Origin of the sequence: Actinoplanes sp. SE50/110 (genome assembly GCF_900119315.1) — a bacterium.
GTDB lineage: Bacteria > Actinomycetota > Actinomycetes > Mycobacteriales > Micromonosporaceae > Actinoplanes.
Genome location: NZ_LT827010.1, coordinates 7,134,940 through 7,158,863, shown reverse-complemented (window position 1 = coordinate 7,158,863; position 23,924 = coordinate 7,134,940). Strand labels below are relative to the sequence as shown.

Here is a 23,924-nt window from a genome sequence, read left to right as displayed (position 1 = left end):
GATTTCCACCAGGCGACTCCGCTTGATCAAAACACGCCCGTCCGCCTCCGCCGGGCGGAAATGGCACCGATCAGCGGGGCCGGCGGCATCAGTTCTCGGTGTCGGAGCCGCTCTTTCCGCTTCCGGAATCGTTGTTGTCCTCCCCGCCACCGGTGCCGCCGCTGTCATCCTTGGACGTCTCCGTAGGCTGCGCCGTCGTCGGATCCTCTGCCGGCGCACTGGTCTCGCCTCCCGCGGTCTCCGTCGGGGTAGGTTTCCCGGTCGCCGCCCCGGTCGGCGCGGTGGCGTTCCCGCCCGGCAGAGCGGGCGCACTCGACCGCCGCGGCTGACTCGAATGCCCACCGCCGTTCTTCACCGCCCCGGTCGACGGCCGGTGCGAGACAACCGCCGACGGCTTCACCGCCCCACCCGGAGCCCCGCCCGACGGCTCATCCCCGAACCAGCCGAACGGATCGGCCAGCGCCACGACCGCCCCGAGTCCCAGCAGAACCAGAAGGACCACGCCGGCGACGACCAGCCCGCGCCTGGCCCCGCCAGCACCTGCCCCACCATCTGCCCGGCCGACCGTTGCCCCGCTTGCAGCTGCCCGGCCGGCTGTTTCGTATGCCGGCAAGGAGGCCTCGCCCTGGCTGGTCCCTGGGGCGTTGCCACCGGTGGCGAACCTCCCACCGGGGCGGCCCGCACCGCCGTTTGCGACCGCGCTCCCCGCAGCGGCACCCGCTGCCAGCGAAGTCGCCCCGATGCCAGCCCGCCGCGGCGCCACGACCGGTGAATCCACGTCGCTCCGTGGATCCACGTCGCTCCGCGGATTCGCTCCGCTCTGTGGAGCCGCTGTCGCTCCGGGCGCCGAAGCCACATCCAGCGCGGTGAAGCCCCCGTCAGCCATCGTGTGTCCATCACGCACCGGACCGACCGGCGGACGATCCTCATACCGAGGCGCTCCCACCATGGCCCGGGCGACGATTCCCGCCCCCGCCGCTGCCGCCACCGCCTGGGTCACGTCATCCCGTCCGCCTCCACCGGCCCCGGCCTCCGTGTTCCGGGCTTGGCCGGCGACGCCGGTCCTGGCGGCTGTGTTCTGGTTCTGCTCGGCGATGTCGGTTCTGGCGGCCGTGTTCTGGCCGCCGGTCCCGATCCCGGCGCTCTCGGCAGCGCTCCCGTCGCTGATCCCGGGTGTGGCGCTTGTCGTCTGACCGGGCCGGTCCGGCATGGTCCCAGAGCCTGCCGTCGCGTCGATTGCCGTCGCCGCTGCCGGGGTGCCGGGCGTCGAGCCTGGGGTGGCTGCGGCTGTCGGGGTGCCGGGCGTCGAGCCTGGGGTGGCTGCGGCTGTCGGGGTGCCGGGCGTCGAGCCTGGGGTGGCTGCGGCTGTCGGGGTGCCGGGTATCGAGCCTGAGGTGGCCGCCGCCGCGGGGAAGCCGGGCATCGAGCCCGGGGCGGCGGACAGCGCAGCGAGCGAAGCCCCGGTCCGCGCGGCGACGCCCCCGCCGGCAATCTCCTGAGCGGCGACCTCCGCGGCTGCGGCCATGGCGGCAGCGGACGGGAACCGTTCCGCCGGATCCTTCGCGAGCGCGGTCCCGACCAGGTCCCGCACCTGCCGTGGCACGTCCCGGGACAGTGGCAGCGGCTCGTCGGTGACGTGCTGCAGCGCCACAGCCAGCGGATTGTCACCGAGGAACGGCGGCCGCCCGGCAAGACAGTGATACGCCAACGCCCCCAGCGCGTAGATGTCCGCCGCCGGCCCCGTGGCCTGCTTGGACACCTGCTCCGGAGCGATGTACAGCGCCGTGCCCACCACCTCACGCGCGCCGGTCAGCGTCATCGAGTTCGCCGATCGGGCCACCCCGAAGTCGACCAGCACCACCGTCCCGTCCGGCTCGATGATCAGGTTCCCGGGCTTGACGTCCCGGTGGACGATCCCCGCTTCGTGCGCCGCCTGCAGGGCTCGCCCCGCCTGCGCCACGATCGACATGGTCTCGGCCACCGACAGATGTCCCCGGTCCGCGATCACCCGGTTCAGCGGCTGCCCGGCCACATGCGCCATGACCAGGTAGGCGCCGTCCCCGGTGTCCCCGAAGTCGTACACCGCCACGACACCCGGATGGCGCAGCGCGGCCATCGCCCGGGCTTCGTGCCGGAACCGATTCAGGAACCCGGGATCAGTCCCATGGTCACCGAGCAGCGTCTTGACCGCGACCGGCCGGCCCAGCACGGCATCGGTCGCCGCCCAGACCTCGCCCATGCCACCGGCCGCGATCCGGTCGTCCAGCCGATACCGTCCACCGAGCAACTCTCCGGGTGTAGGCATGGCTGTTCCTCTACCCAGGAGAGTCACGCCCTATCCGCACTCCCTCCCCACCGGATGCGAACACCCCTCCCATCGCTGCTCTGACCAGCCTCGTTCCCTCCCCCCGCAGCCGCATCCACTGAACGCAGGCCCGCGGCCCCCACGCCTCCACCGCAGGCCCGCCGCCCTCATGTCTCCACCGCAGGCCACCCGCCACCGGCCACACCACGCCAGCGTCTGCCCGGGCCCGCCCGGGCTCGCCCGCACCGCCCGGGCCCGCCCGCACCGCCCGGGCCCGCCCGCACCGCCCGGGCCCGCCCGCACCGCCCGGGCCCGCCCTTACCCGCCCGGGTCCGGCCGCGCGTTCCGCGCTCGCCCGCGACCTGTCTCTGCCTGCGGCTCGCGCCTTCCGCGCCCGTTTGCCGCCCGCGGCCCGCCGCCTTGCAGCCCTGCAGGGCCGTGCCGCCTGCTGCTCGCCGGCGGGATTCGCCGTCTGCGGCTTGCGTCGCCGTGGGTCAATCGCCGACGTAGAGGATGGCGTCGATCTCGATGTCGAAGCCGACCAGCGGGACCGGGAGAGTCGTCCGGACGGGACGGTGTTCGCCCTTGATGTACTGCTGGTAGATCTCGTTCATCTCGGCGAAGTCTCCGAAATCCCGCAGGTAGACCCCGACCCGCACGGCGTCGTCGAGGCTCGCTCCGGCGGCCTCGGCGACCGCGGCCAGGTTCCGGAAGGCGGCATGTGCCTGCTCGGCGAAAGTGCCGGTCACCCGGGTCCCATCGGGCAGCGCCGGGATGGCACCGGCCAGGTAGATGGTGTCGCCGGCGACGACGGCGTGCGAGTACGGGCCGCCGACCGGCGCCGCCTTGTCGGTCATCACAGCGCGCTTGGGCATCATGAACTCCTCGGTTGATCTCTCGGAAACTGTTCGGCCAGCCCGTCCACCCCGACCAAGGGTGTGGCGAGCAGGTCACGGATGTGGCGCGCCCGCTGGTCGAGGGCGGCGCGCTGAGCTTCGGTGAGCGGGATCCACGGTGCGGGTGGGGCCGGCAGCCGCGGCGGGAGCAGGGCGCCGCCGACGTAGGTGGCTTCGTTCACCAGGCGCACCGGCGAGATGCGGACCTCCCGGTGCGCGTCGACGACCGGGAACTCCTCGTCGCGTACCCGGAAGATCGCGAGGTCGGCGGGAGCGCCGATCGCGAGGGTGCCGCCAGGGAGTCCCAGCGCCCGGGCCGGGTGGACGGTGGCCGCGGCGATCACCTCGGGCAGCGGGACACCGACCGCCAGGAGTTTGGCCATCGTGGTGGGCAGATCGAAGACCGGCCCGTACAGCGACCGGGCGTGCAGGTCGGTGGAGACGGTGTGCGGCATCAGCCCCGCGTCGAGTTGCGCCTGGAGGACGTCGAAGGCGAACCCGCCGGAGCCGTGCCCGAGATCGAGGAGCACGCCACGTCCGGCTGCCGCGTGCACCGCCGGGCCGAGTGGGGCGGCGATGCCGCTGGCGCAGTGCGTCACGATGTCGCCCGGCCGTAGCAGGTCAAGCACCTCGTCCAGCCGGGGTGGGGCGGTGCCGATGTGGACCATCACCGGCACTCCGCAGGCCTCGGCCGCGGTCAGGCCCCGGCGCAGTGGCTCGATCCCGTTGTCGCCGACGGTGTCCCGGTCGATGCGCACCTTGACGCCGCGGATGAGTTCCCGGTGGGTCTGAATGGTGTCGATCGCCAGGGGGACGTCACAGGTGGCCAGGTCGCGGCTTTCCCCGGTGCGGCCGGCCAAGCCGATTGCCGAGATGTTGAGCAGGGCGGGCACCCGGACGGTGGCCGCGGCCGCGACCCGGCGCAGTCCGTCCAACGTGTACGCCCCGGCGGAGCCGGCGTCCACCCATGTGGTCACCCCGGAGTGCCACGCCACCGGGTCGGGGTCGATTCCCCAGTAGCCCGGTCCGACATGCGTGTGCAGGTCGATCAGGCCCGGGGTGACCAGTCGTCCGGAGACGTCCACCACGCGGTGGGCGTCGCGGGGCAGGGCCGGCCCGATCGCGGCGATGCGCCCGTCCCGGATCGCGACATCGCCGATGTTGCGCCGGACCCCGGCCGGCCCGGGGCCGGCCGGCAGCAGAGTGCCGCCGGTGAGCAGGATGTCGAACGTCATCCGGCACCGCCCGCCGTCAGCGCTGCCTGGATGGTCAGCCGGTAGAGGCGGGTGGGGCGCCCCTTGTGGTGCGGCTGGGCACTGCCCTCACCGGCGACCAGACCGGCCTCGCCGAGTTTGCGGATCAGCCGGCGCCCGCTCGGGTCGGTGATGCCGAGCGCCCGGGCCAGCTCGCCCGGTGTGATCGCCCGCCCGGCCAGGGAGCGTTCCAGAGCGGCCAGCCGGGACATCGTCGCCGCGCTCAGTCCGGCGCGCACCGCGAGCTCCTCCAGACCGCCGTGCTCACGATACGAATAGGCCAGGGGTGGATCGGCCGCACCGATCGGGCCGATCATCACGCCGTCCTCGGTGATCAGGTAGCCGGACGTGGACCCGGCGCGCTCGGCGCGATCCGCCGCCTGCTCGGCCAGCGCCACGCTGCTGCGGGCGGACGCGCCGATGCCGAACCCGACCGCCGGGCCGGCCGGATCCTCGACCGTGGCGTCCGGCTCCGCCGCCGGGGGCTCGCCGGGCTGTCCGTGGTCACGGCGACCTCGGTGGAAGCCGCCCGGCAGACTGACCCAATGGCTGGTGAGGGTCTCGAACACCCCGGCCGGGGCGAAGGCGATGACTGCGCGCGGCCCGTGCTCGTCGATCCAGGCGTCGGCCAGCTCGGGAAGCGCGGACAGGGCCTGTCGCAGGGCCTCCCGGGCACCGGGCGCGGGGGCGCGGAAGACGGCGGCGGCGAACCGTTGCCCGTCGGCCTGCTGACCGCGCACCCGGGAGACCAGGTCGTGCAGATCCGCCCGGACCGTGCCGGGCGTGGCCATCGCCTGCAGGACCGCTGTCCGTCCGTCCAACGCCGCGGCCACCCCGGTGCGGACGGTGATGACGTAGGGCGCGGCCGTGCGCGCCAGGTGCTCCTGGTGGAAGGCCACCACCTCGGCGATCGGCTGCTCGGGCCGGAACGGAAGGGTGGCGATGGCGGAACGGTCGAGGGCGAGCGCGTCGGCCACCTCGGTGACCGTCTCGTCGGGGAAGGTGTCGATGCTGACCGGGGTGGCGGGCCAGCCGTTGCCGCGGGCCCGGGCCCAGGCGAGGGCGAGGTCGAGCGCGGCCGCCCGGGTGATCGCGACGGGTAGACCGGGCGGCACCAGATCGCCGGCTCGGGCGTGCGGGACCGGCCCGAGCAGCAGACCGTCGAGCGGGCCGGCGGCCAGGAGCGTGGTGACCCGGTCCCGGATCTCCTCCTCCCGCTCGTAGACGGCCCAGGCGAAGGAGACGCCGGTCAGCGTGCGGGCCGCCTCGGTGAAGCGGCCCCGCTGACCCGAGTGGACCACGATCCCGATGATCATCGCGTCTCTTCTGGTGGTTCGTATGTGGCTCGTAGTAGCGTGCTGGAAAACGCTCCGCAGGTCAAGGAGGCAGGATGAACGAGCCACTTACGAGCATCGTGCCGCGACCGGCCCGGGTCACGTCCGGCGAGGGCGCCTTCCACCTCGGCCCCGGGACCGCGCTGGACGCCGGGCCCGCCCTGACCGGGGTGGCCGCCTGGTTGCGTGGCGCGCTGGGCCGGGTGATCGGCGGCCACCTTCTGCCCGGGCCGGACGGGATCCGGCTGCGGACAGTTCCGGAGCTTGCACCGGAGGCCTATCAGCTGGAGGTGCGCGATACCGGCATCGAGATCCGGGGCGGCTCACCGGCCGGCGTCTTCTACGGCGCGCAGACTCTCCGGCAGATGCTGCCCCCGGTCACGCTACGCCGCGCGCGCCTGACCGACGGCCCGTGGACGATTCCCGCCGGCCGGGTCGACGATGCGCCCCGCTTCCCCTGGCGCGGCGTGATGCTGGACGTCGCCCGCCACTTCATGCCGGTCGCCGACGTGCTCCGCCTGATCGACCTGATCGCCTTCCACAAGCTGAACGTGCTGCACCTGCACCTGACCGATGACCAGGGCTGGCGACTCGAGGTGCCCGGCCGCCCACGGCTCACCTCGATCGGCGCCTGGCGGCCGGCCACCATGCTAGGCTCCCGCCGGCACGAGCGGTTCGACGCCCGCCCGCACGGCGGCTTCTACTCCGACGACGACCTGCGCGAGATCGTGGCCTATGCCGCCGACCGGCACATCACCGTCGTCCCCGAGGTCGACATGCCGGGGCACATGCAGGCCGCCATCGCCGCCTATCCGGAGTTGGGCAACGGCTTCTCCGGCGACGTCCGGGCCGGCTGGGGCATCTCCCCGCACGTGCTCAACCTGGGACCGGAGGCGCTCGACTTCTGTCGCACCGTCCTCGATCACCTCTGTGACCTCTTCCCGAGCGAGCTCATCGGGATCGGCGGCGACGAGTGCCCCGCCGACGAGTGGCATGACAGTCCGGTCGCCCAGGCCCGCATCCGGGCCGAGGGTCTGGGCGGGCCGGATCGGCTGCAGCCCTGGTTCACCACCCGGATGGCCGGCCACCTCGCCACCCGGGGCCGGCGCGTGTTCGGCTGGGACGAGATCCTGGCCGGTGGCGCGCCGCCCGGAGCGGTGATCGCGGCCTGGCGTGGGCCCGGTCCCGCGGCGCACGCGGCCCGGGCGGGGCATCCGGTGGTGTCGTGTCCGGACATGTCGGTCTATCTGGACTATCGCCAGTCGGACGACCCCGGAGAGCCCACGCCGGTGGGCACCCGGCTGACCATCGAGGACGTCTTCGCGTTCGATCCGGTCCCGCCCGGTCTCACTCCGGCGGAGACCGCGCTGGTCCGCGGCGGTCAGGCCAACCTCTGGACCGAGCACATGGAGTCCGCCCGCCGCGTCGACTATCAGGCCTTTCCGCGCCTGTGCGCCTTCGCCGAGGCGGTCTGGGGGCCGGCCGAGCGAGACTTCACCGAGTTCATCAGACGCCTGCCGGCACACCTGGAACGCCTGGATGCCCTCGGTGTGAACTACCGGCCGCTGAGCGGGCCGCGACCGTGGGACGCGCGACCGGACGCGCCCGGCAATCCGCGTACGCGCAATGATCGTCTCGCGGAATTGCGGGAGATGACCGCGGACCTGGAGCGGGAGCGGTCATGACCACCGCAGGCGGGGTGGGTCGGTCATGGCAGGCGGGGCAGCAGCAGACTCGCCAGGCGCAACGGCCGCCCGGTGGCGATGCCGTCGCCGGTGGCGTTCCACACTTCGGACAGCACCGCTTGTACGAAACCCCAGGCGACCACCCGCTCGATCGGGATGTCGAGCCCGTCGGCGAGCTGCTCGATCCGCCCCGGCACCAGGCGCAGCACCGTGTCGTCGTCCATCGGGTAGGGGTTGTAGAGCATGGCGCCGATCTCGTAACCGGGATCGCCGGTCAGCCCGTGAGGATCGATCACCAGCCACGGCTCGCGGCCCGCGGCCAGCACGTTGTCGTGGTGCAGGTCACCGTGCAGCACGACGCGCTCGATCGCGGTCTCGCACAGTTCGGTGAGCAGCCGCCCGGCCCGCTCGACCAGGTGTCGCGGCAGCGGGCCGTCATCCGGGAAACGCCGCAGATGCTCGTCGAAGGTGGCGCGGCGGGCGGCCAGCTCGGGCAGGGCGATGCCGGGCGGCGCGGGGCGGTGCAGTCCGCGGATCACCCCGATCAGTGCGGCTGTCGCGTCCTCGTCCCGGTCCGGCACCAGCGATCGGGCCGGCCGGCCCGGGCGGACCTCCTCCAGCAGGATCGCGCCGCGTGCGGCATCGTGGGCGAGCATCGACACCGCGCCTCGCCCGGCGAAGAACTCCAGCGCCGCCGCCTCGTCCGACAGATGATCCGCGCCGGGGATGCCCATCTTCAGCACCGCGGCGGATCCGTCCGCCCGGCGCACCCGGGTCACCCAGTTCAGGCTCAGCGGACAGGGCCGGTCCAGGTGGAGATCCCAGTCGTGCAGCACCCGGGTGGCTATCTCCGGCAGATCAGCCAGCCAGCGGGTCCCCGGAGCGCCCCAGCACTGCGCGACGCGACGCGTGAACGAGTCCGGCAGCGCGATCTCCACCATCCGTGCAGTCTCGCAACCGGCGACGACACCGCGAGCGAAGGGAGCCGGAAGTGACGATCGACTGGCGGAGCAAAGGATTCTGGCTGCCGCACGGCGGCCGGACCGCCGAGCAGATCGCGTCCGAACGGCCGAGCATCTTCGGCGGCGGTTTCACCTGGCCGCTGCTGGTGATCCGGCAGGCCGCGGTCGAGGCGAACATCGCGACGATGGCCGCCTACTGCCGGCGGCACGGATGCGACTTCGCCCCGCACGCCAAGACGACGATGGCGCCCGGGCTGCTCGAGGCCCAGTTGCGTGCCGGGGCGTGGGGCCTGACCGTGGCCACGGCGAATCAGGCTCTGGTGCTGCGGCGGCTCGGGGTGCAGCGGGTGCTGATCGCCAACCAGGTGCTCGACCCGATCGCGCTGCGCTGGCTGGCCGGCGAGAGTGACGCCGGCTGGGAGGTGTATTTCCAGGTCGACTCACTGGCCGGGGTGCGCGCGGCGGCCGCGGCCGGACGGATCCGGGTCCTCGTCGAGCTGGGGCATCCGGGCGGCCGTACCGGTGTGCGGACGCTGGACGAACTGGACCGGGTGGCCCGGGCCGTTGCCGCCGCGCCGGGGGTCGAGCTGGCCGGACTGACCGGCTACGAGGGGCAGCTTGCCGACCTGGCGGAGGTCGACACCTATCTGGATCGGCTGGCCGCGGGGTTCGAGCAGCTGTCCGCTGCCGGGCTGCTCCCGGAGGAGCCGATCGTGTCGGCCGGCGGGAGCGCCTGGTTCGACCGGGTCACCGATCGTCTCAAGGCGCTTGCCCCGCGGGCGCGGCTGATCCTGCGCAGCGGGGCGTCGGTCACCCACGACGACGGGTTCTATCGGGAGCGGACGCCGTTCGTGCGCGTGCCCGGCGAAGGACCGCTCACCGCAGCCCTGGAAGTCTGGGCCCAGGTGCTGTCGGCGCCCGAGCCCGGGCTGGCGCTCGCCGGGATGGGCAAGCGGGACGCGCCGTTCGACGAGGGGCTACCGGTGCCGGGGGAGGTGCGGCGGCCGGACGGGACGACGGCGCCGGCCGACGGGCTCCGGGTGACCCGGCTCAACGACCACCACACCTATCTCCAGGTGGCCGACGGGACCGTAGTGGAGCCCGGTGACCTGGTGCGGTTCGGGATCTCGCACCCGTGCACGGCGTTCGACAAGTGGCGCGACATCCCGGTGGTCGACGAGCAGCGGCGCGTGGTGGACGTGCTCCATACGTACTTCTGAGCCGGGTTTTTGTCATACCTCGGCGGAAGGATCAGGGTGTGACGGCGAGAGGGTCCTCATCGGTGATTCTGGTTCTTCCTCGATGTCCGATTCGACGAGCAGACGGGCGTAATTGGCCATGGAGCGCTGGTATCGAGGCAGGTGGCGAGCGAGAGCACCGACCGCGATGGCGACGGCTTCGCGCTCGCGGCCCACATCGGTCAAAGCCAGGGCGAGCACGGTCTTCACCGCGTCGTCCAGATGATCCGACCCGGCGGCAAGCTCGACGGTGAGCAGCGCGACGCTTTCCGGCGAGCGGCCCAGGTTGCGCAGGGAACTGGCCATCTGGATGACGGCGCGGCGGCGGCGTTCGCCGGTCAGACCGGCGGCGAGGGCCCGCTCGTACAGGGGTATCGCAAGGTCGGAGCTGCCGGTGGAGTCGAACGCGGCAGCACGCTCGAAGGTGCCGTCGGGGTCGCCGTCCGGCAGTTCGGCGGTGACGTCGGTGATCGCTTGACGGAAGTCGGTGGCGTCGCGTTCGTCGATCGATGCCCAGACCGCGGCCAGCCGCGCTTCCCATTCCGGTGTCGTCATCCGGGGAGAATCGCACGGTTTGATCTGTGGCGCTGCGAGCGGGGGTGATGCTTCGGTCGTCCGCAGCCTGTTCGGGTGGGGAAAGTAGTGCGGAGTGGGCCGTAAAGTCCGGTCAATGGGGTGGGAGGGGCTGTGGCAGTGGGGTGATGATGTCGCTCGTCTCGAACCGCTTGCCGAGGGAGTGGCCAACGACGTGTGGACTGTGCGGGTCGGTGGTCGTGTCGCGGTCGGTCGGCTCGGAGTCAGGAGCGACGCCGATCTCGCCTGGGAAACCGGGTTGCTCGGCCATCTCCACCGTGCGGGACTGACCGTGCCGGTGCCGATTCCCACCGTGGACGGGCGGCTGTTCGCCGCCGGCCTGGTAGTGATGACGCATGTGGAGGGCGGGCCGCCCGAGACCCGGGACGACTGGCGTCGCGTGGCCGAAACGCTCCACAAGCTGCATCGGTTGACGCGGGACTGGCCGCAGCGTCCGGGGTGGCGATCGTCCGGCGATCTCCTGCACGCTGAAACCGGGACGAGGATCGACCTGCGGGCGATGCCACCGGAAGGGGTTGCGCGGTGCCGGGCGGCTTGGGCGCGGCTCGTCGGACGTCCGACCTGTGTCGTGCACGGCGATCTCAATCCGGGCAACGTTCGCATGACCGGGGAACGCGTCGCGCTGATCGACTGGGACGAGTCACGGGTCGACGTTCCGGAGCTCGACCTGGTGCTGCCGGACAACGCTGCCGGTCTGGACGATGGCCTGTACGACGTGGCCGCACAGGCTTCGGCGGCGTGGGAGGCCGCCGTGTGCTGGGAGGACGACTATGCGGTCAGGCGGCTTGCCGAGGTGCGAGCCCGCTGAGAGCGCCCTTCAGGGAAATTCCGTCGCCGCGACCAGGTGGTCGTTTGTGGTGCGGCGGGGAGGCCACGGTCCCGGGATCGCGGTCCCGGGGTGCGAAAAGCGGGTGACGGAAGATGTTGACCTTGGAACTCTGGGCGGCGTGATGGAGACGATGACGTTGTGGCGGCCGACGGGGCCGGAGGAATGGGAGCTGGTGCGGGCGTCGGGACGGAAGCGGTGGCCGGCGCGGCTGCCGGATCAGCCGATCTTCTATCCGGTGCTGAACGAGGACTACGCGGTGAAGATCGCTCGGGACTGGAATGTGGCGGCTTCCGGGGTGGGGTTCGTGACCAGGTTCGAGATCGATGCGGCGTTCGCGGCGCGGTATCCGGTGCGGCAGGCCGGGGGGAACACGATTCTGGAGCTCTGGGTGCCGGCGGAGGAGCTTGCGGAATTCAACGACCACATTGTCGGGACGATCGAGGTCGTGCACGAGTTTCGGTGACGTGTCCGCGATTCTTGCCGGCAGGGCACGGATCAGGAGCGGGTGCCGAGTGGGGGTGGGAAGTGACGGGGCGGGTGTTCGGGCAGGGTGCCTATCGGGGGCGGTTCGAGTGGGGGCTGTCGGGGGCGGAGGCCGTGACGCCGGGGGTGGCGGTGGTGGCGGTGGTGGATGTTCTGTCGTTCACGACGGCCCTCAGTGTGGCGGTGGAGAACGGGATCGCGGTGATGCCGTATCCGTGGCGGGACGGCACGGCGGCGGCGGTGGCGAGGCGGCATCGGGCCGAGCTGGCGGTTGGGCGGTCCGTGGCCGGTCCGGACGAGGTGAGTCTGTCGCCGGCGGTGATGCGGCGGGTGGCGTCGCGGCGGCGGATCGAGCGGCTGGTGTTGCCCTCACCCAATGGGTCGGCGATCTCGGCGCGGCTCGCGCGGCTTCAAGATCCCGACCTGGCGAGCTCCGGGTTGGTGGGGGCGAATTCGCAGCCGATGCGCACAGGCTTGGAGCCGGTGGGGGCGAACTCGCAGCCGATGCGGACAGGCTTGGAGTCGGTGGGGGCGCATCCGGAGGTCGTGCGGGGCAGCGGCGGGGTGACCGTTGTGGGGGTCGGGCTGCGGAACGCGGCGGCTGCGCGGGAGTGGGTGCGGCGGCGGGCCGAAGGGCGGGCCGTTGCGGTGGTGGCGGCGGGGGAGCGGTGGGTGGACGGTTCGCTCCGGCCGGCGGTGGAGGACCTCTGGGGAGCTGGGGCGTTCCTGGACGGGATGGATGGGCTGTCGCCGGAGGCCAGCGCGGCGGTGGCGGCATATCGAGCGGTGGCGGACCGGATCGGGGAAGCGCTGCAGGCGTGCGCGTCGGGGCGGGAACTGGCGGCCGCCGGGTTTGCTGAGGACGTCGCGGTGGCTGCTGAAGTCGATCAGGCGACTGCGGTGCCCGTGCTGCAGGACGGCTGGTACCGGCCGGGGAAGTGAGGCGCGTCCGGGTGAGGTCGGGGAGGCAGGGCGCGGAGGTGAGACCGGAATGAGAGACAGGAGGGCAGCCCGCGGCGGTCAGCCGCGGGGTGGTCGCCTTGCTGGGGGATGTTGCTGGGCGATCATGAGTCTTTAGCGTTTTGGGAGGTTTTTGCCACTCCGCCGCTGGAGACCTTTATGCCTGTCTTTCGTGCAGCCAGTCATGCCGGTCATACCGGTCGTGATGATCGCGGCCGGTGGGTCGCTTCCTCTGATGGTGATGGTGAGGGGGCCGGGCGACTTCCGGGCGCCGCCGAGAGAAGGCCTGGTCCGGCTGGTTCTGAGCCGGATGGGGAAGTGGCGGGTCCGGCAAAGAGCAGGGCAGCGGCGGTGCCGGTAAGGAGCCCGGCAGCGGCGGTGCCGGTAAGGGGCCCGGCAGCGGCGGAGCCGGTAAGGGGCCGGGACGCGGCGGCTCCGGCCAGAGGCGGGGAGGCGGCGATCCGGCCAGGGGGTTGGCTTGCCGGTGACGTGCGGGTGGTTTCAGCGCGCGCCACTGTGCCCGGGGCGCCGTCCGGGTTGACGGGTGAGGTGACCCAGGTCGATGCACGTCCTGCGGGGCGCGGCGCCTCGCGGACGCCGGACAGCGGTGCGTTCGCGGGGGGAGCTCACCCCTTGGACGTAGGGGAGGCCGGGGAACGGCTTGTCCCCGAGCCGGTGGGTATCCGGCATGTACGGGTGCCGGCAGCGGGATCCGAGACCGCAGCGCGGGTCACCGATGGCGGCGAAGGGCGGATCAGGCCCGCCGCCTTGCCGGAGCGTCCTGCTCAGCCTGTACCCGGCCGGCTACCTGAGCAGCGTTCCGGCTCCGATCAGCCGGCCGCCGACGAGCCGCGGTCAAGGACCGGCGGCACCGGAAACCCGCGATCAAGAGCCGTCGGCGGTGGTCAGCCGCAGCCCGGAACCGCCGGTGGCGCGGTGCCGCAACAGGGGTCGTCCGGCGACGCGACACCGCAACCAGGAACCGTCAGCGGCAGGGAGCAGCATGCAGGACTCGTCGACCACACGAAGCCGCAACCAGGACCCGTCAGCGGCGGGGAGCAGGCCGGGACCGTCAGCGGCAGGGAACAGGAAGCAGGAACTGCCGGCGGCGGGGAATCCGGGCCGGTCGTGACCGCGGCCAGCGGCGGCGGGCAAGCGCAGCCCGGCCCGGCCCCCGCTCACCCGCGACCGGGTGGCCGGAAGGGCGGCCGCGGGATCGCCGTCGTAGCCCTGGTGGTCAGCCTGTTGGCGTTGGCCGGCACCGGCACCCTCGGCTTCCTCGCCTATCGCGGCTTCGGGGCGCCCGCGACCGGCCCCGGCGCGGCGACCGGCCCCGGCGCGGCGACCGACCCCGGCACGGCGGCCGGGTCGGGCGCGGCGGACCGGCCCGTGACGTACGCCAAAGAGGCTCTGGACGTGCGCATCGGCTGCGCCGCGGTGGTCTACCTCGACCTGGACGAACCTCGCGCCGGGGTCGGGGCGCAGATCGGGGATCTGCGGTATGACAGCAGGTGCGGAAACGGCCCGGCCCGGCTGAGTCTGGGGGCGGGCGCGACCGCCGGCAGCAGTGTCGCCCGAACGGATCTCGACGATGACGGCTGTCTGCGGGCCATCCGGAACGGGCCGCTGGAGCCGGGGGCCGCGGTGAACGTCAGGGTGGGCACGGCCCTCTGCGTGCTGACGGCGGCCCAGCCGGCGAAGCTCGTGCTGGTGGAGATCGCCGGGGTGGGGGTGACCGGGAATCTGAGCCTGCGGGCGACGTCCTGGCTGGCGCCTGCTTGAGGGGTGAGGCGGGGGGAGAGCGGGAGGACTGACAGAATGTCGGGTGCGCCCCGCGAAACTCGGTGAGGAGACATTTCCGTGATCAGGACCCATGACGCCGGCAGTCTGCGTGCCACTGACGCCGGCACGACGGTGACGCTTGCCGGTTGGGTGGCCCGCCGGCGGGACCACGGCGGTGTCATCTTCGTCGACCTGCGGGATGCCTCCGGTGTGGTGCAGGTGGTCTTCCGGGAGGAGGACGCGCACGCACTGCGCAACGAGTTCTGTGTGAAGGTCGTGGGTGAGGTCAACGCCCGCCCGGCCGGCAACGAGAACCCGGATCTGGCCACCGGCGCCATCGAGGTGGTCGCCAGCGAGCTGACCGTGCTCTCCGAGGCGGCCCCGCTGCCGCTGCCGATCGATGACGCGGTCACCGCCTCGGACGACATCCGGCTCAAGTATCGCTATCTCGACCTGCGGCGTTCCGGCCCGGCGAAGGCGCTGCGCCTGCGCAGCCGGGCGAACCAGATCGCCCGTGAGGTGCTGCACGCGCACGACTTCAACGAGATCGAGACGCCGACCCTGACCCGGTCGACGCCGGAGGGCGCCCGCGACTTCCTGGTTCCGGTCCGTCTGCAGCCCGGTGCCTGGTATGCGCTGCCGCAGTCCCCGCAGCTGTTCAAGCAGCTGCTGATGGTGGCCGGGATGGAGCGTTACTACCAGATCGCCCGCTGCTACCGGGACGAGGACTTCCGCGCCGACCGGCAGCCGGAGTTCACCCAGCTCGACATCGAGATGTCGTTCGTGACCCAGGACGACATCATCGCGCTGGGCGAGGAGATCGTCGCCAAGCTGTGGAGCGAGCTCGCCGACTACCAGGTGCAGCTGCCGATTCCGCGGATCACCTGGACCGACGCGATGAACCGCTACGGTTCCGACAAACCCGATCTGCGGTACGGCGTGGAGCTCATCGAGCTCACCGACTACCTGCGTGGCACCGAGTTCCGGGTCTTCGCCGGCGCGATCGACGCGGGCGGCTACGTCGGCGCGGTCGTGATGCCGGGCGGCGCCTCGCAGACCCGCAAGGAGCTGGACGGCTGGCAGGACTGGGCGAAGGCGCGCGGCGCCCGTGGCCTGGCCTACGTGGTGCTGGACGCGGAGACCGGCGCCCCGCGCGGCCCGGTCGCGAAGAATCTGTCCGAGGCGCACCTGGCGGGGCTGGCCGACGCGGTCGGCGCGAAGCCGGGCGACGCGGTCTTCTTCGCCGCCGCCACCGAGCGCCGCGAGGCGCAGGAGCTGCTCGGCGCGGCCCGGATCGAGATCGCCAAGCGGGCCAAGCTGATCGACGAGAGTGCCTGGGCGTTCTGCTGGGTCGTCGACGCCCCGATGTTCGAAAAGACTGACGAGGGCGGCTGGACCGCGGTCCACCACCCCTTCACCTCGCCGAACGACGAGTGGCTGGACAACTTCGAGTCCGCCCCGGACAAGGCGCTGGCGTACGCGTACGACATCGTCGTGAACGGCAACGAGATCGGCGGCGGCAGTGTCCGTATCCACCGCGGCGACGTGCAGAGCCGGGTCTTCGACCTGCTCGGCATCACCCCGGAGGAGGCGCAGGACAAGTTCGGCTTCCTGCTGGAGGCGTTCAAGTACGGCCCGCCGCCGCACGCCGGCATCGCCCTGGGCTGGGACCGCACCTGCATGCTGCTCGGCGGGTTCGACTCGATCCGCGAGGTCATCTCGTTCCCGAAGAGCCGTGGCGGCTTCGACCCGCTGACCGGCGCGCCGACCCCGATCACCGCGCAGCAGCGGCTGGAGGCGGGCGTCGACGCCAAGCCGAAGGCGGCCGCGGGCACGCCGGGCACCGACGGCCAGGCCGCCCCGGTGGAGCGCTCCAACTAGACGCGGCACGCAGGCGGCCCCGCATCCGACGAAGCTCAGAGGATGCGGGGCCGCCGCTGTTTTGTGAGACTGGTCGGCGTGGAGCCGACCATCGTCCAGTGCGCCGAGCAGCCCTATGTCGGCCGTCGTGAGTCGATCACCATGACCGAGTTCGCGCGGGTCGCCGACCATCTGCCCACCATGTTCGCCGGCCTGGGGCGGCGCGGCGTCCGGGTCAGCGGCGCCCCGTTCTTCCGTTACCGGGTGATCGACATGGCCGCCGAGATGGTGGTCGAGGCGGGCATTCCGGTCACCGGTCCGGTCACCGTGGAGCCGCCGGATTTCATCGACACGCTGCCCGCCGGGCGCTATGCGACGGTCAGCCACGTCGGCCATCCGGACCAATTGATGGCGGTCACCGCGCGGCTGCTCGACTGGGCCCAGCGCAGGGGCCTGACCTGGGACATGACCCCGACGCCGACCGGTGAGCGCTGGGCCGCGCGGCTGGAGATGCTGATGACCAACCCGGCCGAGCAGCCCGACATGCACAAGTGGGAGACCGTCCTGCTGTTCAAGCTGGCGGATTGACAGGTCACACCACGATTGACGCCGTACGGGTGATCAACGCGCCGCCGGGGCCCCCGACGAGCTGCGTGGGGTGTGCCACGGGCTGGTGACTCCCGGTCTGCTTTCCTCGACCGCTGCTGACGACGTACCCAAGCGGCTTTGCATAAGTTCGTTGCACAGATATTGTGCATGGTATGGCGGACAAGCTCATCGAAGTGCGGCTCACCGGCCCGCAGATCCGCGCGTTGGCCCAGCCGCTGCGTCTGCGACTGCTCGGACGGCTGCGCCAGGCCGGTCCGGCGACGGCCACCCGCCTCGCCGCCGACCTGGACACCAACACCGGCGCCACCAGCTACCACCTGCGGCAGCTCGCCGAGGTCGGCCTGGTGATCGAGGAGGCGCGGCCGGGCTCCGGCCGGCAACGCTGGTGGCGTGCGGCGCACGACACGTCCCACTTCCGGCGCAGCTACTACGAGGACGATCCGGAGGCCACCGCGGCCGCCGAGTGGCTCGAGACGTATCAGGTCAGCCACTTCGCCCAGGCCGCGGAGAACTGGCGGCGCGCCCTGCCCGGCGAGCCGGAGAGCTGGCAGAACGCCGCCGGGATCTCCGACTACACGGTGCACCTGGACGCCGCCCGCACCGAGGCGATGATGCGCGAGATCGAGGCGGTGATCGAGCGCTACCGGCAGGCGGGCCAGGACGATCCGCGGCCCGGCACCCGCCCGGTGATGGTCGTCGCGGCCGCGCTGCCGAGGGTCGCATCATGAGCCTTCCGGCACGCCAGGTCCGCCTGCGCTACCTGATCCTGATCACGCTCCGCTGGCTCCCCGTCGGCCTGACCATCCCGGTGCTGGTGCTGCTCCCGCTGGAACGCGGACTCACCATCGCCCAGGCCGGCGTGGTCACCGCCGTCCAGGGCGTCACCGTCATGGTGCTGGAACTGCCGACCGGCGGATTCGCCGACGCGCTCGGCCGCCGCCCGGTGCTGTTGCTGGCCGGCGCGGTCAACCTGGTCTCGCTGAGTCTGTACTGCGTCGCCCACACGGTCGGGTTCTTCGCCGTGGCCTGGATGCTGCAGGGCGTCTTCCGGGCGCTGGACAGCGGCCCGCTGGACTCCTGGTTCGTCGACGAGTCGCTGGCGGCGGACCGGAACGCCGACATCGAGACCGGGCTCAGCCACGGTGAGGTGGTGCTCAGCCTCGGCATCGCCGGCGGCGCCCTGATCAGCGGCGGCCTGGTCTGGCTCGGGCCGATCGGGCCGGTCAGCGCGCTCACCGTGCCGGTGGCGCTGTCCATCCTGCTCAGTCTGCTCAGCACGGTGGCGATCGCGGTGCTCATGCACGAGGAGCGGCCCGCTCTCGGCCTGGCCGCACTGTCCGCCTCGATCCGCGGGGTGCCGATCGCGATCGGCTCGGCGCTTCGCCTGGCCCGCCGCTCCCGGGTGGTGCTCGCGCTGATCGCGGTGGAGATCCTGTGGAGCTTCGGGATGGTCTCCTTCGAGAAGCTGATGCCGATCCGGCTCAGCGAGGTGCTGGCCGACAAGGACGCCGCCGCCTCACTGATGGGACCGGTCAGCTCGGCCGCGTGGGGCGCGTCGGCCGCCGGCGCGGCCCTGATCCCCCTGCTCGTCCGGCGGATCGGCGCACCCCGGACCGGCTTCACGCTGCGCCTGCTGCAGGGCGCCACGGTGGTGGGGATGGGCGTCCTGGCCGGCCCGGCCGGGGTGGTCACCGGCTTCCTGCTCACCTATGCGGTGCACGGCGCGGCCAATCCGGTGCACAACGCGCTGATGCACCGGCAGGCCGAGGGCGAATACCGCACCAGTCTGCTGTCGCTCAGCTCGATGGCCAGCCAGCCCGGCTTCGCGATCGGCGCGATCCTGCTCACCGCGGTCGCGCAGAGTGTCAGCACCAGCGTCGCGATCGTGGCCGGGGCGATCGTGCTCGCGGCCGCCGCACCGCTCTATCTGGTGAAACCCAAGTTTCACGAACCCATCGACGGGGGTACCAGCCTGACATCGGCTCTCACCCCCGGAGGAACCTGATGCTCGCCATCGCCGCCGCCGTCGTCTTCGGCGTCTACTTTCTTTCTGACCTGCTGAACAACAACTTCGGCGTGCCCAACCTGATCAACTTCCCGACGATGGCGTCGCTGGGCCTGCTGCTGCTGTCGCTCTACCTCGCGGGTGTCGGCCGCGGCCCGGCGACCGGCTCCGGTTCCGGCCGCCGGTTCTACGGCCGCCGCCCCGGCCGGGGCTGACGCACCGGCTCCGAACCCGGCCCGCGCGCACCCACTGAAGTAACGGTGCGTAGCGGGCCGGGAGCTTATCCACAGGCGGCGCTTTCGCATTTCGGATCGCCCCCGAGAGGCCGGTACTGTCGGTTGCGATGGAAACGGACGGGCTTTTCTCCCTCGCGCAGCCGGACCTGCCGCCGCCGGCGCACACCGCTGCCGCCGCCGGCTTCGGCGCCCCGGCGGCCGACGCGCCGCTGCCCGTCCGGATGCGCCCGGCCAGCCTCGACGAGCTGGTCGGCCAGCAGCATCTGCTCGCCCCCGGTGCCCCGCTGCGGCAGCTGGTCACCGGCGCCAGCCCGATGTCGGTGATCCTCTGGGGGCCGCCCGGCACCGGCAAGACCACCATCGCGCACCTCGTCGCGCACGCCACCGACCGCAAGTTCGTGGCCATGTCCGCGCTCACCGCCGGGGTCAAGGACGTGCGCGCGGTGATCGACACGGCCCGTCGCGAGCGCCGCGCCGGCGGCCCGCCGACCGTGCTGTTCATCGACGAGGTGCACCGCTTCAGCAAGACCCAGCAGGACTCGCTGCTCGCCGCCGTCGAGGACCGCACGGTCACCCTGCTCGCCGCGACCACGGAAAACCCGTACTTCTCGGTCATCTCGCCCCTGCTCTCCCGCTGTGTGCTGCTCACCCTGCAGGCCCTCGAGGAGTCCGACGTGCGCGCCCTGATCCGGCGCGCGGTCACCGACCAGCGCGGCCTGGGTGGCGCGGTCACGCTTTCCCCCGAGGCAGAGGACCACGTGGTACGCCTTGCCTCGGGCGACGTCCGCAAAGCACTCACCGCCCTGGAAGCGGCCGCCGGTTCCGCGGTCGCCCAGGGCTCCGCCGAGATCGACCTGGCCACCGCCGAGCGCGCAGTCGACGTGGCAGCCGTCCGCTACGACCGGGACGGCGACGCGCACTACGACGTCATCAGCGCGTTCATCAAGAGCATGCGCGGCAGCGACCCGGACGCCGCGCTGCACTGGCTCGCCCGCATGATCGTCGCCGGCGAGGACCCGCGGTTCATCGCCCGGCGCATCGTGATCTTCGCGAGCGAGGACGTCGGGATGGCCGACCCGCAAGCCCTGCTCGTGGCCACCGCGGCCGCCCAGGCCGTGCAGCTCATCGGCATGCCCGAGGCCCAGCTCAACCTCGCCCAGGCCGTCGTGCACATGGCCACCGCCCCCAAATCCAACAGCGTCACCGCGGCGATCGGCGCGGCCATGACCGATGTCCGTGCCGGGCGGGGCGCAGCGGTGCCCACCCACCTGCGCGACGCCCACTACTCCGGCGCGCGCGGCCTCGGACACGGCCGCGGATACCGCTACCCACACGACGACCCGCGTGGCGTCGTCCGCCAGCAGTACGCCCCGGACGACCTCGTCGGCACCGACTACTATCGGCCGACCGAACACGGGGCCGAACGCGCCGTCGGGGAGCGGGTGCCGCGCCTGCGCCGAATCGTGCGGGGGCTGCCCCGTGCCGCTTCGGCGGACAGTGCGGACCGCGCGGCGGGTGGTGCAACGGCTCCGGATGCGTCACAGTCGTCGGCGGCCTCCTCACCGGAGGCCGGCGGGGCGGGAGGATCTGTGGCGGTTTCCGCCTCGGTGCCTGCTTCGTTGCCCGTTGCGGCGGGCGGCCCGGCCCCGGTGGCGGACGGTGGTGCGGATTCGGGTCCGGCGGCTGTCCTGGCGGACGGTGGTGCTCCGGGTGCGGGTTCGGACCTGGCGAGCGGTGGGGTTGCGGTGTCTGCCTCGGCGGGCACGGGTGGGACGGAAGGTTCCGCCGGCACGGCGACGGGATCGGGTACGGCGCAGGCCGGGCCGGATGCCGGCAGTGACGGGGAACGGTCAGACGAGCGCGGCGACGCCGCCGGGGAGGAACAGCCGTGACACCGCGGGGTGCCGAACGGCCCGACGACGACGCCGGACAGGGCGGCAAGAAGGGCCGCCGCTTCGGGCGTGGCCGTGCCGAACAGCCGGCCGAGCCGATCGAGATCCCGCGCGAGGAGACCGGCTGGCTCGACGACCTGCGCACCGCCAAGCAGCAGGGCGAGGCGATCGGCCCCGGCACGCTGCCCGGTGAGGCCCGGACGAGCAAGTCCGGTCGCAGGGCGCCCGGGCCGGACGAGACGCCCGACGACGGCGGGCCGGTCTTCGGCGGCTTCGACGTGGGCGACGACACGGACGGTGGCCCGGCCGCCGGTGCCGCCGCACCCGGATGGCAGGCCGCCTCCGGTGAATACGCGGCCGGTCGGCCGGGTGGGCAGGGGCCGCAGCAGCCCGGCGGACCTCAGGGCCGGAGGGCGCAGGCTTTTCCGGGTGGGCATCCGCAGCAGCCGGGGGGCGGTCAGCCCTATCCGGGTGGCGGGGCGCAGCCGCAGGGTGGACCGCAGCAGTATCAGGGTGGGCCGCAGCCCCAGGGTGGACCGCAGCAGGCCGGCGGTCGGCCGCCGGTGGGCGGGCAGATGCCCGGTGGGCCCGCGGTCGTGGCGGGTGCCGCTGTCGCCGGTGTGGTCGGGCCGGGGCAGCAGCCTCCGGTGCGGCGCAAGGGACCGGTCGCCGGGCAGGGGCCGGGCGTGGCGTCGGTCCACCCGGGGTCGAACGCGTCGGTTCCGCCCGGTCAACACCCCGGTGCGCCCGGTATGCCGGGTCAGGCTCCTGGCATGCCTGGGCAGCGCGGCGGCCCGATGCCCGGTGGGCAGCCCGCGCCGCAGGGCCAGGTGCCGCCGGGTGGGCGTCCCGGGCCTCAGGGCCAGGTGCCGCCTGGCGGGCGTCCCGGGCCGCAGGGGCAGATGCCGCTTGGCGGGCGTCCCGGGCCGCAGGGGCAGATGCCGCCTGGCGGGCCTTCCGGGCCGCAAGGGCAGATGCCGCCTGGCGTGTCGATGCCGCAGCCGGGTGGTCCGGTGCCCGGTGGCCAGCAGGATACTGGTCGGGCTGGGCCGCATCAGATGCCGCCTGGCCAGATGCCGTCCGGGGCGATGCCGCCGGCTCGTCGCGGCGGTCCGGGAGCGCCGGTGTCTCCGGGGGCGCGGTCCGGTGGGCCCGTTCCGCCCGGTGCGCGGGCCGGGGTTTCGCCGGAGCCGGGTGCCGGTCGGCGGCAGGTGGATCCCGGTCAGCCGGGATTCCCGGCACAGGCGGGACCGGCGGGGCAACCCGGATATCCCGACCCGTCGGTGTCACCGGCGATACCGCGTTCCGGTAACGCTCCGGAGATCCCCGGTGTCCAGGCCGGGGGGCCGGATCCGAGAGGCATGACTTCCGGCGTACGCCCGGTCTCGCCCGGCGTGCGACCGACCTCGCCGGCCGCCCCGGCGCGTGACCGGTTCCGTGCAGCGGCGGCCCCGGCGCCCGTGGACGTTCAGCCGTCCGGCCCGATCCCGCCCGCCGTCTATCAGACGGGGCCGATTCCGCCGGTCGGTGGCGGGTTCCCGCCCGACACCGTGCCGCCGAGCGTCTATCGGACCGACACGGTGCCGCCGAGCGTCTACCAGACCGGTCCGATTCCGGTCGGTCCCACGTCCGGTGGCCCCGGTGCGGACGATCCCGGTGGCCGAGCGCGGGGACGGAACCGGCGATCCCGCGCCGAGAGCGGTCCGAACGCTCCGGCCGAGGTTTACGGCGCCCGGCCGGCCGACGGTTTCCAGGGCCGCCCCGGCAGCGGTGCACAGGGGCCACACCATGCGCCGGACGGCGTCTACGGTGGCACCGGCCCGCAGCCGGTCTCCGGCGCGCCGGTCCCTCATGCGGCTCCCGACAGCTCGACCCCTGGCGCTCCGAACGGCCCGCGCGGCGGTGCGGCGCGGCCGACCTCAGGCTCGCACGCTGCCGGTCCCGACGGGACGCGTGGTGGTTCGGCACGTCCGGTTTCGGGTTCGCACGCTGCCGGCCCCGAGGGGACGCGTGGTGGTTCGGCGCGTCCGGTTTCGGGTTCGCATGCGGCTGGTCCGGAGGGGATGCGTGGTGGTTCGGCGCGTCCGGTTTCGGGTTCGCATGCGGCTGGTCCGGAGGGGATGCGTGGTGGTTCGGCGCGTCCGGTTTCGGGTTCGCATGCGGCTGGTCCGGAGGGGATGCGTGGTGGTTCGGCGCGTCCGGTTTCGGGTTCGCATGCGGCTGGTCCGGAGGGGATGCGTGGTGGTTCGGCGCGTCCGGTCTCGGGTTCCCACGCGGCTGATCCCGAGGGGATGCGTGGTGGTTCCGCTCGTCCCGTTTCCGGTGCGCACGCGCAGCCGGAGGATCGGTTCGGCCTGGCTGCCGGTGCCGCGGGTGGCCCCGCCGGCCGCCGTGCGGGTCGTGCGGCCGGTCCGGACCCCCGGGACCATGGCACCGGGCGACACGAGGCGGCGGGCACGGCCGGTTCCGACCCCCGCGACCAGCACCTCGGACGGCATGAGGCAGCCGGTGGACCCGGCATGGCCGGCGGACCGAGGGTGCCCGGTGGACCGGGGGGTGCCGGCGGACCCGGAATGCCGGGCAGGCCCGGGGCGGTCGGTGGACCTGAGGTGCCTGGCGGACCCGGAATGCCGGGCAGGCCCAGGGCCGCCGGTGGACCTGGGGCGCCCAACGGACCCGGAACGCCCAACGGCTTCGGAACGCCCAACGGACCCGGGGTGCCCAACGGACCCGGGGTGCCCAACGGACCCGGGGTGCCCGGGGTGCCCGGCGGGCCGGGAGTGGCCGGGGGACCGGGCCGGCCCGGAGTGGCTGGTGGGTCCGGCACGCCTGACGGCCCCGGGGGGCCTGGCGCGGCCGGCATGCCCGGAGCCGGTGTGCCCGGGCCCCGGCGGACCGGGCCCGGAGATGGGCGGCCGATTCGCGCGGCTGCGGCGGTGCCGCCGCCGGTGGTTCCGGGACGGCAGGGAAAGCGTTCTCCGGCCATGCCCGGACGGGCCGG

Annotated in this window: 18 protein-coding genes; 12 read left to right on the top strand and 6 right to left on the bottom strand. The window is 73.1% G+C overall.

All coding sequences use genetic code 11. The features are described 5' to 3' along the window. Positions 1-88: 88 nt before the first annotated feature. The 4 genes from ACSP50_RS45240 to ACSP50_RS32000 all read right to left on the bottom strand — a co-directional run bounded on the left by ACSP50_RS45240 (position 89) and on the right by ACSP50_RS32000 (position 5,770). A complete protein-coding gene (locus tag ACSP50_RS45240; RefSeq protein WP_014693459.1) occupies positions 89-2,305 on the bottom strand; it encodes a serine/threonine-protein kinase in 2,217 nt (738 codons plus the stop codon). A gap of 494 nt (positions 2,306-2,799) precedes the next feature. Beyond that, positions 2,800-3,180 carry a RidA family protein gene (locus ACSP50_RS32010; protein ID WP_014693458.1) on the bottom strand — a complete coding sequence of 127 codons (381 nt, stop codon included), beginning with the start codon at positions 3,178-3,180 and terminating at the stop codon, positions 2,800-2,802. Next, positions 3,180-4,436, bottom strand: a complete 1,257-nt coding sequence (locus tag ACSP50_RS32005; protein ID WP_014693457.1) for an amidohydrolase family protein — start codon at positions 4,434-4,436, stop codon at positions 3,180-3,182. The genes ACSP50_RS32010 and ACSP50_RS32005 overlap by 1 nt, the downstream gene beginning before the upstream one ends. Beyond that, the gene (locus ACSP50_RS32000) at positions 4,433-5,770 is read right to left on the bottom strand and encodes a helix-turn-helix domain-containing protein (RefSeq protein WP_014693456.1); all 1,338 of its coding nucleotides are present in this window, start codon (positions 5,768-5,770) and stop codon (positions 4,433-4,435) included. Before ACSP50_RS32000 ends, ACSP50_RS32005 begins: the two co-directional genes overlap by 4 nt. A 74-nt stretch (positions 5,771-5,844) precedes the next feature. On the opposite strand from ACSP50_RS32000, the gene ACSP50_RS31995 reads away from it, so the two are divergent. After that, entirely contained in the window at positions 5,845-7,473 is a 1,629-nt protein-coding gene (locus ACSP50_RS31995; protein WP_014693455.1) for a beta-N-acetylhexosaminidase, read from the top strand. Between the two features lie 23 nt (positions 7,474-7,496). Here the strand turns inward: ACSP50_RS31995 and ACSP50_RS31990 are convergent, their stop codons facing one another. Then, positions 7,497-8,414: an aminoglycoside phosphotransferase family protein gene (locus tag ACSP50_RS31990; protein WP_014693454.1), complete on the bottom strand. Its 918-nt coding sequence runs from the start codon at positions 8,412-8,414 to the stop codon at positions 7,497-7,499. Positions 8,415-8,464: 50 nt separating this feature from the next. Here ACSP50_RS31990 and ACSP50_RS31985 point away from each other — a divergent pair, with 50 nt between their 5' ends. Next, positions 8,465-9,655: an alanine racemase gene (locus tag ACSP50_RS31985; protein ID WP_014693453.1), complete on the top strand. Its 1,191-nt coding sequence runs from the start codon at positions 8,465-8,467 to the stop codon at positions 9,653-9,655. 12 nt (positions 9,656-9,667) lie between these two features. On the opposite strand, the gene ACSP50_RS31980 is transcribed toward ACSP50_RS31985, so the two are convergent. After that, the gene (locus tag ACSP50_RS31980; protein ID WP_014693452.1) at positions 9,668-10,228 is read right to left on the bottom strand and encodes a tetratricopeptide repeat protein; all 561 of its coding nucleotides are present in this window, start codon (positions 10,226-10,228) and stop codon (positions 9,668-9,670) included. 115 nt (positions 10,229-10,343) lie between these two features. Between ACSP50_RS31980 and ACSP50_RS31975 the strand changes: the two genes are divergently transcribed. The 10 genes from ACSP50_RS31975 (at position 10,344) to ACSP50_RS31930 (ending at position 20,923) form a co-directional block, all read left to right on the top strand. Beyond that, positions 10,344-11,075 carry a phosphotransferase enzyme family protein gene (locus ACSP50_RS31975; RefSeq protein ID WP_014693451.1) on the top strand — a complete coding sequence of 244 codons (732 nt, stop codon included), beginning with the start codon at positions 10,344-10,346 and terminating at the stop codon, positions 11,073-11,075. A 139-nt stretch (positions 11,076-11,214) separates the two neighbouring features. Further along, complete coding sequence (locus ACSP50_RS31970) at positions 11,215-11,559, top strand: hypothetical protein (protein ID WP_043512586.1); 345 nt, start codon at positions 11,215-11,217, stop codon at positions 11,557-11,559. Positions 11,560-11,621: 62 nt separating this feature from the next. After that, positions 11,622-12,521 (top strand): 2-phosphosulfolactate phosphatase, encoded by a 900-nt coding sequence (locus ACSP50_RS31965; RefSeq protein WP_014693449.1) that lies wholly within the window; start codon positions 11,622-11,624, stop codon positions 12,519-12,521. A gap of 1,251 nt (positions 12,522-13,772) precedes the next feature. Continuing rightward, positions 13,773-14,321, top strand: coding sequence for a hypothetical protein (locus tag ACSP50_RS31960; protein WP_014693448.1), 549 nt, complete (start codon positions 13,773-13,775; stop codon positions 14,319-14,321). A 78-nt stretch (positions 14,322-14,399) separates the two neighbouring features. Further along, positions 14,400-16,202, top strand: coding sequence for an aspartate--tRNA ligase (gene aspS, locus ACSP50_RS31955; protein WP_014693447.1), 1,803 nt, complete (start codon positions 14,400-14,402; stop codon positions 16,200-16,202). Positions 16,203-16,280: 78 nt separating this feature from the next. Further along, positions 16,281-16,769, top strand: coding sequence for a GyrI-like domain-containing protein (locus ACSP50_RS31950; protein WP_043515936.1), 489 nt, complete (start codon positions 16,281-16,283; stop codon positions 16,767-16,769). A gap of 173 nt (positions 16,770-16,942) precedes the next feature. Continuing rightward, a complete protein-coding gene (locus tag ACSP50_RS31945) occupies positions 16,943-17,518 on the top strand; it encodes a helix-turn-helix domain-containing protein (RefSeq protein ID WP_014693445.1) in 576 nt (191 codons plus the stop codon). Beyond that, positions 17,515-18,795 carry an MFS transporter gene (locus ACSP50_RS31940; protein ID WP_014693444.1) on the top strand — a complete coding sequence of 427 codons (1,281 nt, stop codon included), beginning with the start codon at positions 17,515-17,517 and terminating at the stop codon, positions 18,793-18,795. The genes ACSP50_RS31945 and ACSP50_RS31940 overlap by 4 nt, the downstream gene beginning before the upstream one ends. Next, entirely contained in the window at positions 18,795-19,010 is a 216-nt protein-coding gene (locus ACSP50_RS31935) for a hypothetical protein (protein ID WP_014693443.1), read from the top strand. Before ACSP50_RS31940 ends, ACSP50_RS31935 begins: the two co-directional genes overlap by 1 nt. Before the next feature lie 128 nt (positions 19,011-19,138). After that, positions 19,139-20,923, top strand: a complete 1,785-nt coding sequence (locus ACSP50_RS31930) for an AAA family ATPase (protein WP_014693442.1) — start codon at positions 19,139-19,141, stop codon at positions 20,921-20,923. Positions 20,924-23,924 lie beyond the last annotated feature (3,001 nt).